Below are 13062 nucleotides of genomic sequence, written 5' to 3' on the forward strand. Positions count from 1 at the left end.
CCGCTCACATCCAACCTACTACCATGTCCGAAAACAACAACTGGATTCCGCTGTTCCCGCTCAATACCGTATTGTTTCCCGGTGGCGTGCTGCCGCTCAAGGTGTTTGAAACGCGTTACCTCGACATGCTGCGCGAATGCATGAGAAGTGAGCAGCCATTCGGCGTAGTGCTGATCAAATCAGGGCAAGAGGTCGGCAAGGCGGCCGAACCTGAAAGCGTAGGCTGCCTGACCAGGATTACCGAGTGGGACATGCAGGACCTGGGCGTGATGATGCTGCGCACCGAAGGCAGCCAGCGGTTCCGGATTGTGCAGCAGCGGGTGCTGTCCGACCAGCGCCTGGAGGCGCAGATAACGCTGATCGAAGCCGACCAGGTAACGCGTCCCGATGATGTACATCTGCAATGCGCCAGCACTTTGAAGCTGGTGATCGATGACATCGACAAGAAAGGCCGGACGGCGCATGGTGTAAATTTCGCCAGCCCGTTCGCACTGCCGCCGCAATTCGGCAATGCGGGCTGGGTCGCCAACCGCTGGTGCGAAATCCTGCCGATCTCCTTGAAAGCACGCCAGAAACTGCTGGAACTGACCGACGGCCGCGAGCGGCTTGGCATAGTCCATCAATATCTTCTACAGCACAACATCATCTAAGCCGTAAATTCAAGCGAACAAATCGGCTTCGCGTAAGACTTCCAGCAGCAATTTTTTGACCGGCGCCGGCAGCGGCGCGTCCGCCAGTTTTTCAGCCGGATACCAAACGTAGCTGGCTTGGGCGATACCTTCCAGTCGTCGCTTAAGCGCAATCTGGAACGGCGATATCTGCAATTTAAAATGGGTAAACACGTGAGTGAACGGCTGCAGCGGCTCGCATGATGCCACTTCGCCGAACGCCGCAGTGGCGCGATGTAACGTTGCCTCGAAATCCGCTCCCGGCGCGATTTCCGGCAGCGACAGCAAGCCGCCCCAGATACCGCTGTCGGGACGCTGCTCCAGCAACACCTGATGCTGATCGACGATCACCAGCATGCCGGTATGTTTTTCGGGAATGGCTTTTTTCGGCTTGCGCACCGGCAGTTGTCCAACCCGGTCGGCAGCCAGCGCCACACAACGTGACGCCAGCGGGCAAGTCGCACAAGATGGTTTGCTGCGGGTGCAAAGCGTTGCGCCGAGATCCATCAAGCCCTGGGTATACGACTCCACGCCTTGTTCCGGCAGCAGGGCGACGGCACGGCGCCACATTGCATCTTCGATCGGCTTGGCGCCGGGGTAACCATCGATGCCGAACACCCGGGCGAACACGCGTTTGACGTTGCCATCCAAAATCGCGGCCTGCACACCGTAAGAAAATGCCGCAATGGCAGCCGCTGTCGAACGACCGATGCCGGGCAGATCTTGCAGCAGCACAGGATCCCGTGGAAATATCCCGCCATGTTCGGCCACCACGCGTTGCGCACAGCGATGCAGATTGCGCGCTCGCGTGTAATAACCCAAGCCGCTCCAATGCGCCATCACCTCTTCGCTTGGTGCGGCAGCCAGGGATTGCACATCCGGGAAGCTCGACAGGAAACGCTGGTAGTACGGAATCACAGCGGCCACCTGCGTTTGCTGCAGCATGATTTCGGACAGCCAGACACGATAGGCGTCACGCGAAGTCTGCCATGGCAATGCATGGCGGCCGTGTTGCTTCTGCCAGAGAATCACTGCAGCGGAAAAAGATGGATCGGCAAATGCCTGCGCATCTGCAGATTCGGTACTGCCGATGCTGCTATTAGTAACTACACGTTTCATCTATACCGCAACTTTCATCGGCGCCAGATCGCTTCCCAGCGCATTCTTCAAATCATTCTCCAACGCTATCAAGGTATTCCTTTGTGCAGTCAGTTCTTTCTGCAGCATTTCCACCGACTGGATTTTTTCTTCCAGGCTGTCGATCGCCACATGCACCCGCTCAATCGAATCGGTGCGTTGCTTGAGCTGCGACTTGTGCGCGCGGATCTGCTCCTCCAGCGGCGCCATCACCACCTTGAGCCAGGCATCGACGTCGCGATTGGCTTGCAAGAAACTCTGCTTCACGCGCGAGGCGATCGAATCGAAGAATTTCTGCATCAACACCACCTGGCTGGTCTTCACCAAGGTGACCGTGCCGAACTGACGGTGATAGGCGGTTTCGATCACGCCGATTTCATTGCGATACTTATCCAGCGAGAACGGCATCGGCGTCGACAGCGCCAGGCCGTGCTCGGTCGAGAACTTGCGGTACATGATGGTCATCATTTCCGAAATTTCATCCGTCTTCTGGCCCGACAGCATCAGGTTTTCCTGCGCCTTGTCAAAAAAATCTTTCACGGCGTGGCGAAAGCCGGCGGTAAACATGCTGCCTTCCATGGTCTCCCGCGCTTTGCGGATTTCTTCTTTCAGCAAGCCCATGCCCAGCGTCGAAAACACGCCCGCCGACAGGCGCGCAAACACCATGCGCGTGCCCTGCAATTTCAGCAAGCTTTCGTCGAATTCCTTTTTCTCGATATCGATACGCTTCATCATGTGGCTGATGATGGAAGTATTCTTGCCGCGCAAGCTCTTCAATTCCAGCAACTGCTCGACCACGCTGCGGATATGCGCCGACATCAGGGCTTGCTTGGTGACCGTCAGATCATGGATGTCGCCAATCAATTGGGCCCGGATGATGTCGCGCTTGGCGGGAATCAACTCGCGCGACAAGGCATTTTCCAGGGCTGGCAAGCGGCTTTTCTTCAGCAGATCCGGCTCGCCGTTGATCTTGCCGACCAGGCCCTTTTGCGCCGACACCGGATACACCTGCGTCTCCGCCAAACCCAGCGTTTGCGCCACGCTCGATACCTGCCGGCTGATTTGCTGCTCTACCTCGAACGGCGAACGCAGCTCGTCCCACATGCTGTCGATCTTGTTCAACACCACCATGCGGCCGGCGCCGCTGCCGATATGATGGCGCCAGACGTCGATATCGCTTTTGGTGACGCCGGTATCTGCCGCCAGAATGAACAATACTGCGTGGGCGTTGGGAATCAGGTTGAGCGTCAGCTCCGGCTCGGTGCCGATCGCGTTCAAACCCGGCGTATCGATAATCACCAGCCCCTCTTTCAGCAAGGGATGCGGAAAATTGACGATGGCGTGGCGCCACTGGGAAATTTCGACGCGCCCCAGCGCATCGATGGCCATCGCGGCGTCCGGGTCGTCCTCGTCGTACAGGCCGTAGAGCTTGGCCTCTTCCACCGGCACCCATTTGGTCAGGCTGACCTGCTTGAAGGCTTCCAGCATGCCGTCGGTGGATGAGATATCCAGCGGCAATACCGTCCAGACATGGTGTGCACCCTTGTAGTCGCTGGTCGATTGCGATTCTGCCCGGGTTTCTATCGGCAACAGACGGATGCACGACGGGAAAGAAGCGTCATACAGCAACTCGGTCGGACACATGGTGGTGCGGCCGGCGGCGGACGGCAAAATGCGTTGCCCGTAATCGGCAAAAAAGATCGCATTGATCAATTCCGATTTGCCGCGCGAAAATTCCGCGACGAAGGCGATCGACAATTTGTCGTCGGTCAGGCGCGCCAAGGCGCGGCTGATGCGCTGCTCGCTGGCGACATCCGACAGCTTCGAGGCGCTCGCCCATGTCTGATAACGTCGCAAGGCGCCCGCCACGCCGGTACGCCATTCACTGTATTCCTGGAATTTTTGGACTAGATTGCTCACTATCTCTCTCGCCTATCTTCTCTAATTTTCTTTAATATTCATTTCTGACATTTTTTGCAATAAAACGTCGAACGCTGCCCCTGTTTAATCTGCGTAATCAAGGTTCCGCAATTTCTACACGGCAACCCAGCACGATCATAGACGAAATAACTCTGTTGGAAGTAGCCAGATTGACCATCGGCACCAATAAAATCACGTAAAGTGCTGCCACCCTTGTCAATTGCCGCCGCTAAAATTATCCGAATGGCATCAACCAGCCGTTCATAGCGTGCCAGGCTGATGCGATGCGCCGGGGTTTTCGGATTGATGCCGGCGCGGAACAGGCTCTCGGAAGCGTAGATATTGCCGACCCCGACCACAATGTCGCCGGCCAGCAGCACCTGCTTGATCGGCGCGCTGCGGTTACGCGTCTTTTGATAAAGAATCTGGGCGGAGAAAATATCTTCCAGCGGCTCCAGCCCCAACCCTGCCAACAGCGCGTGCTGCTCCACCGGGCCGTCGGCAGCGGCGTGCCAGAGTACTGCGCCGAAACGCCGCGGATCGGTCAGCCGCAGCAGTTGCCGGCCAACCACCAGATCAAAATGATCATGCTTTTGCGGTTCAACGCCAAGCTCCAGGATACGCAGATGCCCGGACATCCCCAGATGGATAATCACGGTGCCGTGATCGAAGCGCAGCAACAGATACTTACCGCGACGGCCAGTACTGCTTACCCTATGGCCGATCAGCAGTTCCGGCAAATCGAGCGGAAACGGCCAGCGCAGGCCGCGGTGGCGAAAAGTAACGGCAGTCACTGCACGACCATCGAGATGCGGCGCAACGCCGCGTCGTGTCACTTCGACTTCAGGTAATTCGGGCATGGTTCAGATACGTTCTCGGATGGAAAATTCTCAAACGGCATAGTCTACTTAACGGCAACTCAACTTCCAATTCAACTGCTTTTTATGTACTTTTTGAAACAAATCCGGCGGCGGCTGCTGCGCATTGCTCTCTGGTTGGGCGTAAAATCAAGATTACCTCTGAAAACCGGTTTTCAGGAAATGACTAAGAACCTGAATGTAATCTTGATTTCCTACATCAGGTCTCTACAAATGCATGCCAAGCCAGGATATTCCCTTGAAAAAAACCCTTGCCATTGTAACGCTCTCCACCTTGCTGTCGGCTTGCGCCGGTATAACACCCGGCAACGATGCTGCAAATCCTGATGCTGCCGCTGGCGCCGCTACCACTTCTTCCCCTGTAGATGCCCCGACTGCCAGTCCTGAGCAAATCACAAGCCGCAAGCTGGCGCCCAGGGTGATGCCGGTCAAACCACCGGAAGAACATTTGCCGGCGGTAGCGTTGTCCAAGGAACTCCTGTTCAAAGTGCTCAGCTCTGAAATCGCTTTCCAGCGCGGCAACTGGCAATCCGCGTATGTAACCCTGCTGGGAGCGGCCCAGCAAACACGTGACCCGCGCCTGGCCCGGCGCGCGGCCGAAATGGCGCTCAGCGCCAAACAAGCCAACGAAGCGCTGGTCGCCATCCGCCTGTGGCGTGAGCTGGCCCCCGATTCGGACGAGGCAACCCAGTATTATCTCGGCTTCATCATGCTCAGCAACAATCTGGCAGAGGCCAGGCCAATTCTTGAAAAGCGCCTGCAAGACGCACCGCTGCAAGCGCGTGGCGTGATGATGCTGCAGATCCAGCGTTTGCTGGCGCGGGCGCAAGACAAGGCCGCCGCATTCACCTTGCTGGAACAACTGGTCACGCCCTACACCGCGATGGCGGAAGCGCATCTGGCGCTGGCGCAGCAAGCGTTCGGCTCGGGCAACAGCATCCGTGCTCAGGAGGAAGCGAAAATTGCGCTGGGTCTCAAACCCGATTCTGAACTGGCGATCCTGACCAGCGCGCAAGTCGCGCCGGACAGTAAGGACGTCGCACCCATCCTGACCGATTTCCTCAAGAAATATCCGGGTTCGCGTGAAGTGCGGGTGGCTTACGCGCGTACCCTGATCGACCAGAAACAATATGAACAAGCCCGCAGTCAATTTGAAATCCTGCTCAAAAGCGACAAGCAGGATGTCACCACTCTGCTGGCGCTCGGCCTGTTAAATGCGCAGATCGGCGACACCAAGGCTGCCGAACGCTACCTGAGCAGTTACGTCGACCAACTGAACCAGCATCCAAACGAAGCACGCGACAACACCCAGGCCTTGCTGATCCTGGCACAGATCGCTGCCGATCGTAACGACACCGACACCGCGCTGAAATGGCTGGCGCAAGTCGAGCCGGGCGATGCCTACCTGGATGCCCAGTTGCGGCGCGCCCAGTTGCTGTCCAAACGCGGCGACCTGGCCGGCGCGCGCCGGGTGCTGGCTGAGATCGACACCAACGGCGAACATGAAAAGGCCCAGATAACCCAGGTGGAAGCACAATTGCTACGCGAATCCAATCGTCCGCAAGAAGCATTCAAAGTCCTGGAGACAGCGCTCAAGACGCAACCCGACAATCCCGACCTGCTGTACGACTACGCCATGGCGGCAGAAAAGCTGAACAACCTGAACGCCATGGAAACCGCGCTGCGCAAACTGATCGCGCTGGCGCCGGAGAATCAGCAAGCGTATAACGCGCTCGGCTACTCGCTGGCGGAGCGCAATATCCGTTTGCCGGAAGCGTTGGCGCTGATTCAGAAAGCGCTGGCGCTGGCGCCGCAAGATCCCTTCATTGTCGACAGCATGGGCTGGGTGCAATACCGCATGGGTAACCTGAACGAAGCCGAGTCACGGCTGCGCAATGCCTACGGCTTGCTGCCCGATCCGGAAATCGGCGTACACCTTGGCGAAGTCCTGTGGGTGAAAGGACAAAAAACCGATGCGCAAAAATTGTGGCGTGAAGTGCGCCAGAAAGATCCGCAAAACGACGCGCTGAAAAACACGCTGACGCGGCTGGGCGCCAGCTTATGATGCAAGCGTCAGGCAAGACCAGGTATATGACCAGGACCGCATGGCTGATGCTGGCGCCGATCCGGCGCAGCGGCCTGGCAGCGCTTGCCTTGGCCGCCGTTGTGCTCAGCGGCTGCAGCACTTTGCCGCCCTCATCCACATCGACCGCTGCGGCCAACACAAGCACCGCAACTACCGGCGGCAGCGGCGCGGCGCGGCAATATCATCAAACCATCGACGTCAGCGGCCGCCTGTCGATACGTTATCAGCAAGACGGCAAGGACCAGGCGATGCACGGCAGCTTTACCTGGTCGCAAGACCAGCAGGAAACCATTATCACCCTGCTCTCGCCGCTGGGACAAACCCTGGCCACCATCAATATTGCGGCTGACCAGGCAACGCTCAAGCAAAGCGGCCAGCCCGTGCGCAGCGCCAGCGATGTCGATGCGCTGACGGTGCAAGCGCTGGGCTGGCCGTTGCCGATCGCCGGCCTGCGCGACTGGCTGCAAGGCTTTGGCCAGAGCGCCGCCGGCCAGCGTTTCACTGCAACCCCGCCAGCTGCCGCCGACAGCTTCAGCGTTACGACCGCCGACAACTGGCTGATCCACTATACCAACTGGCAAGACCTGGACAGCGGCGCCGAAAGCTATCCGAAACGGATAGACCTGGCGCGCAATGCCACGCAAGCCGGCGACGTCGCGATCCGCATCGTCATCGATAGCCGCCAGCCACACTGACCACACTGAGTTTGTAATGACACGCATCCTGAACAACTGCCCGGCGCCGGCCAAGCTGAATCTTTTTTTACACGTCACCGGACGCCGCCCGGATGGCTATCATCTGCTGCAAACCGTGTTCCAGCTGGTCGATTTCAGCGATCTTTTGCATTTCGAAGTGCGCGCTGACGACCAGATCCGCCGCACCACCGAGATTGCCGGTGTGCCGGAAGAAAGCGACCTGATCGTCCGCGCCGCCAGATTGCTGCAAACCGCGATTCGTGAAAAAGCGGGCGCCGCAGGATTTGACGCCGCCCCGGCCACATTAGGCGCAAACATCCGCATCGAAAAAAATCTGCCTATGGGCGGCGGACTGGGCGGCGGCTCTTCCGATGCCGCCACCACGCTGATGGCGCTGAACCATCTCTGGCAAGGCGGCCTGTCGCGCGAAGAATTAATGGTTTTAGGCTTGCAGCTGGGCGCCGACGTGCCGTTTTTTCTGTTCGGACGGAATGCATTTGCAGAAGGAATCGGAGAAACCTTACAAATGCTTGACACTCCCGGGCAGTGGTTCGTTATAATTCAGCCCGGCGTAACAATTCCGACCGCATTAATTTTTTCAAGTTCGGAATTGACAAGGCGTACGAAACCCGTCAAAATGACGGACTTTTCGATAGGTACTAAAAAGCTCTTCGGAAAAAACGATTTGGAAGCTGTGGCTGCCAGGCAGTTCCCAGAAGTTGCCGATGCCATCAAATGGCTCAGTAATTATGGAGATGCCAGAATGACCGGATCCGGCGCCTGTATTTTTTGCGGCTTTACGCAAGAAAACGAGGCTGAGGAAGTACTGAAACTGGTACCGCGTCACTGGAAAGCATGGAAAGCCAAGGCGATGCAGGAACATCCGCTCGCGGGGTTGCTGAAGTAGTAAAGAAGTACAGAATTCGGTTTAGCATCAGATTCAAGCGCAGGTTCATGACAAGCATTGCGCGGATTTATGGTAGACAACAAGTTGCGTAGGGGAATCGCCAAGCTGGTTAAGGCACTGGATTTTGATTCCAGCATTCGAAGGTTCGAATCCTTCTTCCCCTGCCATTAAATACGGACAATAATGTCCAGCAGGAAATTTGGTCTTACAGCGGCAGTCGGATTACGCCGCATCAGAAATACAAAACTGCACACAGCGAACACATAAGCCGCCAACGCAAGACTGCACCAGTCTGGCATTGTCGGCTTTTCAACTTTTTAACGACAGTATCCAGGGATATCCATGGCAAACGAAAACCTGATGGTTTTTACCGGCAACGCAAACCCGGAACTAGCTATTGGAGTTGCCAAGCAACTCGGTATCCCGCTAGGCAAAGCCAACGTTACTAAATTCTCCGACGGCGAAGTAATGGTCGAGATTAACGAGAACGTCCGTGGCAAAGATGTATTCGTGCTGCAATCGACTTGCGCGCCGACCAATGACAACCTGATGGAAATCATGTTGATGGTCGATGCCTTGAAGCGTGCTTCGGCCGGCCGGATTACCGCCGCGATTCCTTATTATGGCTACGCACGGCAAGACCGCCGCCCACGTTCGGCGCGGGTTGCGATTTCAGCCAAGGTCGTCGCCAACATGTTGCAGGAAGCCGGCGTCGAACGTGTATTGATCATGGATCTGCACGCTGACCAGATTCAAGGCTTCTTCGATATCCCGGTCGACAATATTTACGCATCGCCGATTTTGCTGGGCGACCTGGTTAGCAAGAATTACGACGACCTGCTGGTCGTATCGCCGGACGTCGGCGGCGTGGTACGCGCCCGTGCACTGGCAAAACGCCTGAATTGCGACCTGGCGATCATCGACAAACGCCGGCCGAAGGCGAATGTGTCTGAAGTCATGAACATCATCGGTGAAGTCGAAGGCCGTAACTGCGTGATCATGGACGACATGGTCGATACCGCCGGCACCCTGACCAAGGCAGCCGAAGTATTGAAAGAGCGCGGCGCCAAGAAAGTAGTGGCTTACTGTACACATCCGGTGCTGTCCGGCCCTGCCCTCGAGCGTATCGTCAACTCGCCGCTGGATGAACTGGTGGTGGTCGACACCATCCCGCTGTCGGCAGAAGCCAAGGCTTGCGGCAAGATCCGCCAGTTGTCATGTGCGGGCTTGCTGGCTGAAACGTTCAAGCGTATTACCAAGGGCGATTCGGTCATGTCGCTGTTTGCTGAATAACTATTTAGCATACTGAATTCGTATTCCCTGTTGCGTCGGCCGAAAGGCGGACGCGGCAGGCTAACAAAACCCTCTGGTCGCGGAGGGTTTTTACCGCCGGACTTCTATCCGGCACACAATGGAGCTTCAAAATGAAAGTAATCGCATTTGTACGCAAAGAGCAGGGGACCGGAGCGAGCCGCCGCCTGCGCAATGCTGGCCAAACCCCAGGTATCGTTTATGGTGGTTCCGAAGCGCCGGTGAATATCTCGCTGGATCACAATGCGCTGTACCACGCGCTGAAAAAAGAAACTTTCCACTCCTCGATCCTCGACCTCGAAATCGACGGCGCGGTACAGAAAGTTCTGCTGCGCGACTTCCAAGTCCACGCATACAAACAACTGGTATTGCACGCTGACTTCCAGCGCGTTGATGCAAAACAAGCAATTCACGTTAAAGTGCCTCTGCACTTCGTCAATGCAGACGTAGCTCCTGCAGTGAAATTGTCTGGCGCCATCATCAGCCACGTTATCGCTGACCTGGACATCACTTGCTTGCCTGCCGACCTGCCAGAATTCGTCGAAGTCGATCTGATCAACATCGAAGTCGGTCACTCGATCCACTTGGCTGACCTGAAATTGCCTAAGGGCGTGACAGCGGTTTCGCAAGAAAACCTGACTATCGCTACTGCATCGATCCCGGCCGGCAAGGTTGAAGCTGAAGCGCCTGCCGCGGCAGCTGCACCAGCTGCTGATGCTCCAGCTGCTGACAAGAAGTAATAGCAATCGTATTTGTCAAAGCGCCAGAGCGGTTTTCTGGTCGAAAAACCCGCCTTCGTGGCGGGTTTTTTATTGCTGCAAAGCTGTTTAAGATAAATCGCCGGGCCAGGATTGGACGCTAGTGCGCAATATCCGCGATAATCGGCAAGGTCAAAACCGGCAAAGTCCAGAAAAGTACAAAGCAAACCTATGTCCATTCGCCTCATCGTCGGCCTCGGCAATCCCGGCCCGGAATACGAGCAAACGCGCCACAACGCCGGCTTCTGGCTGGTCGACAATCTTGCCAACGAGCTCGGCCGCAAACTGGCCAGGGAAGCACGCTTCCACGCCTTCGTCGCCAAGACCAGCATCGCCGGCCAGGAAGTGTGGCTGCTGGAACCGCAGACTTTCATGAACCGCTCCGGTCAATCGGTCGGTGCGCTGGCGCGTTTCTACAAGATCGCGGCGGAAGAAATCCTGGTGGTGCATGATGAGCTGGATCTGCCGCCAGGCAGCGCCAAATTGAAAAAAGGCGGCTCGTCCGGCGGACATAATGGCTTAAAAGACATCACGGCCGCCCTTGGCACACAGGAGTACTGGCGCCTGCGGCTGGGTATAGGTCATCCTCGCAGCTTGAATCTGCAGCAGGTGGTCGCCGACTTCGTACTGCATCGCCCGCGCAAGGACGAACAATCGCTGATCGAAGATGCGATCAGCGATAGCCTGAAAATCATTCCGCAGCTGTGCGAAGGTAAATTCGAGGCTGCGACCATGCAGTTGCATACCGTTAAATAAGCCACTTAGACCGCCAAATAAGTCACTAAAAAGCGTCGCTAAAAACCCGCCAATACGATTGCCGCCGCTGCATCCGGTAAAATAGCGGGTTAGTTCCAATAATTCACTCTCTAAAGTCCATATCATGAGTCTTAAATGCGGCATCGTCGGCCTACCCAACGTTGGCAAATCTACCCTCTTCAATGCCCTGACTAAAGCAGGCATTCCGGCAGAAAACTATCCTTTCTGCACCATCGAGCCGAACGTCGGCATGGTAGAGGTGCCTGACCCACGCCTGAAGGCGCTGGCCGAGATCGTCAAGCCGGAGCGCATCCTGCCGGCGACCGTGGAATTTGTCGATATCGCCGGCCTGGTGGCTGGCGCCTCCAAGGGCGAAGGCCTGGGCAACCAGTTCCTCGCCCATATCCGCGAAACCGACGCCATCGTCAACGTCGTACGCTGCTTTGAAGACGACAACGTGATCCACGTGGCCGGCAAAATCAATCCGCTGGACGATATCGACGTGATCCAGACCGAGCTGGCGCTGGCCGACATGGGCACGGTTGAAAAAGCCATCCATCGCGAAAACAAGAAAGCCCGCTCCGGCGACAAGGATGCCGCCAAGCTGGTCGCCCTGCTGGAACGCCTGATGCCGGAACTGGATCAAGCCAAGCCGGTGCGCGCCTGCGGTCTCGACGCCGAAGAAATGGCGCTGATCAAGCCGCTGTGCCTGATCACCGCCAAGCCGGCCATGTACGTCGCCAACGTCTCCGACCACGGCTTCACCAACAATCCGCTGCTGGATCAGCTGACCGCTTACGCTGCGTCGCAAAATGCCCCTATCGTCGCCATCTGCGCCGCCATCGAATCGGAAATCGCCGATCTGGACGAAGCCGATAAACACGAATTCCTGGCTGACATGGGCATGGAAGAACCTGGCCTGGACCGCCTGATCCGCGCCGCCTTCAAGCTGCTCGGCCTGCAAACCTACTTCACCTGCGGCGTCAAGGAAGTACGGGCATGGACCATCCATGTCGGCGATACCGGCCCGCAAGCGGCAGGCGTGATCCATACTGACTTCGAACGCGGCTTCATCCGCGCCCAGACTATCGCCTATGACGACTTCATCAGCCACAAGGGTGAACAAGGCGCCAAGGAAGCCGGCAAGATGCGTGCTGAAGGCAAGGAATACGTGGTCAAGGATGGCGACGTCTTGAATTTCCTGTTTAACGTTTAATATCTGCTACGACGGGCAAATTAACTGCCCTCATGGAATTCGGCACTTGCCGACCCCAGGCAGCCGCCCGATTCAAAAACAGCAAAGCCCGGCCCTCTCCCCTGCAAATCGGGGAACGAGCGCCGGGCTTTTCTGCACCAAACATCGATGAACAAAGCCGGGCACGACGCACTCTAATAAAATGTGGCCCGCGACATCCGCATGTTGCCCTCCCACCACATCTGTTCCAGGAGGAGCCATGAACGCCAAATTGCTTATCCCGGCAATTGCTGCTGCGGCGCTATGCGCCGCATGCTCATTACCACCCAGAATCGATCTCATGGGCGATCCGGCGGTAGTAACCGCCGCCACGCGAACCATCGTTATCGCTCCAGATACAAGCTACGTCAATGTAACCGGCGGCGAAATCATTAAGTTCGTCGTGGGCGACAAAGCATTTGCCTGGAATTTTGACGGCGCCGATTATCTGGATAAATTCGACTTGAATCAGACCGCGCCACCGGGCATGCTTGACCACAGAGTCATCGTCTATGTCGCCGCCAATCCGCTATATTCCGGTGGCAGCGATGGCGGTCGCCATGGCGGGGGCCATGGGGGAGGACACGGCGGCGATCATGGAGGAAATGACTTTACCGGCGGCGGTGGCCATGGCGGCGGCGGTCATAAATAGTCAAACCGGCAAGACTGCCCGGCAACTCATGCTGACAACGCAATAAAAAACCATGACAAG

At 56.9% G+C, this 13062-nt stretch carries 12 protein-coding genes and 1 tRNA gene; 10 read left to right on the forward strand and 3 right to left on the reverse strand.

The window, feature by feature from the left end; genetic code table 11:
• Positions 1–23: 23 nt before the first annotated feature.
• On the forward strand, positions 24–650 hold the full coding sequence (locus BLV81_RS11350; protein WP_092355880.1) for an LON peptidase substrate-binding domain-containing protein: 627 nt from the start codon (positions 24–26) through the stop codon (positions 648–650).
• A 9-nt stretch (positions 651–659) separates the two neighbouring features.
• On the opposite strand, the gene mutY is transcribed toward BLV81_RS11350, so the two are convergent.
• Genes mutY through mutM form a run of 3 tightly spaced genes read right to left on the reverse strand, consistent with a single transcriptional unit; the run spans position 660 to position 4585 of the window.
• Positions 660–1787 carry an A/G-specific adenine glycosylase gene (gene mutY, locus BLV81_RS11355; RefSeq protein WP_092355883.1) on the reverse strand — a complete coding sequence of 376 codons (1128 nt, stop codon included), beginning with the start codon at positions 1785–1787 and terminating at the stop codon, positions 660–662.
• Positions 1788–3725 carry a dynamin family protein gene (locus BLV81_RS11360; protein ID WP_092355886.1) on the reverse strand — a complete coding sequence of 646 codons (1938 nt, stop codon included), beginning with the start codon at positions 3723–3725 and terminating at the stop codon, positions 1788–1790.
• A 38-nt stretch (positions 3726–3763) separates the two neighbouring features.
• Positions 3764–4585 carry a bifunctional DNA-formamidopyrimidine glycosylase/DNA-(apurinic or apyrimidinic site) lyase gene (mutM, locus tag BLV81_RS11365; protein WP_092355889.1) on the reverse strand — a complete coding sequence of 274 codons (822 nt, stop codon included), beginning with the start codon at positions 4583–4585 and terminating at the stop codon, positions 3764–3766.
• Positions 4586–4841: 256 nt separating this feature from the next.
• On the opposite strand from mutM, the gene BLV81_RS11370 reads away from it, so the two are divergent.
• From BLV81_RS11370 to BLV81_RS11410, 9 genes are all read left to right on the forward strand, one after another.
• The gene (locus BLV81_RS11370; protein ID WP_255365138.1) at positions 4842–6668 is read left to right on the forward strand and encodes a tetratricopeptide repeat protein; all 1827 of its coding nucleotides are present in this window, start codon (positions 4842–4844) and stop codon (positions 6666–6668) included.
• Between the two features lie 26 nt (positions 6669–6694).
• A complete protein-coding gene (lolB, locus tag BLV81_RS11375; RefSeq protein WP_255365139.1) occupies positions 6695–7384 on the forward strand; it encodes a lipoprotein insertase outer membrane protein LolB in 690 nt (229 codons plus the stop codon).
• A 16-nt stretch (positions 7385–7400) separates the two neighbouring features.
• Positions 7401–8291: a 4-(cytidine 5'-diphospho)-2-C-methyl-D-erythritol kinase gene (ispE, locus tag BLV81_RS11380; RefSeq protein WP_092355895.1), complete on the forward strand. Its 891-nt coding sequence runs from the start codon at positions 7401–7403 to the stop codon at positions 8289–8291.
• 90 nt (positions 8292–8381) lie between these two features.
• Positions 8382–8458 (forward strand) — tRNA-Gln (locus tag BLV81_RS11385).
• A 175-nt stretch (positions 8459–8633) separates the two neighbouring features.
• Positions 8634–9584, forward strand: coding sequence for a ribose-phosphate pyrophosphokinase (locus BLV81_RS11390; protein ID WP_092355898.1), 951 nt, complete (start codon positions 8634–8636; stop codon positions 9582–9584).
• Between the two features lie 131 nt (positions 9585–9715).
• Positions 9716–10342, forward strand: a complete 627-nt coding sequence (locus BLV81_RS11395; protein WP_092355901.1) for a 50S ribosomal protein L25/general stress protein Ctc — start codon at positions 9716–9718, stop codon at positions 10340–10342.
• 189 nt (positions 10343–10531) lie between these two features.
• A complete protein-coding gene (gene pth / locus BLV81_RS11400) occupies positions 10532–11116 on the forward strand; it encodes an aminoacyl-tRNA hydrolase (RefSeq protein WP_092355904.1) in 585 nt (194 codons plus the stop codon).
• A gap of 124 nt (positions 11117–11240) precedes the next feature.
• A complete protein-coding gene (gene ychF / locus BLV81_RS11405; RefSeq protein WP_092355907.1) occupies positions 11241–12332 on the forward strand; it encodes a redox-regulated ATPase YchF in 1092 nt (363 codons plus the stop codon).
• Between the two features lie 238 nt (positions 12333–12570).
• Complete coding sequence (locus tag BLV81_RS11410; RefSeq protein WP_092355910.1) at positions 12571–13002, forward strand: CzcE family metal-binding protein; 432 nt, start codon at positions 12571–12573, stop codon at positions 13000–13002.
• The last annotated feature ends 60 nt before the right edge of the window (positions 13003–13062 follow it).

The organism is Collimonas sp. OK242 (genome assembly GCF_900107095.1).
GTDB lineage: Bacteria > Pseudomonadota > Gammaproteobacteria > Burkholderiales > Burkholderiaceae_D > Collimonas.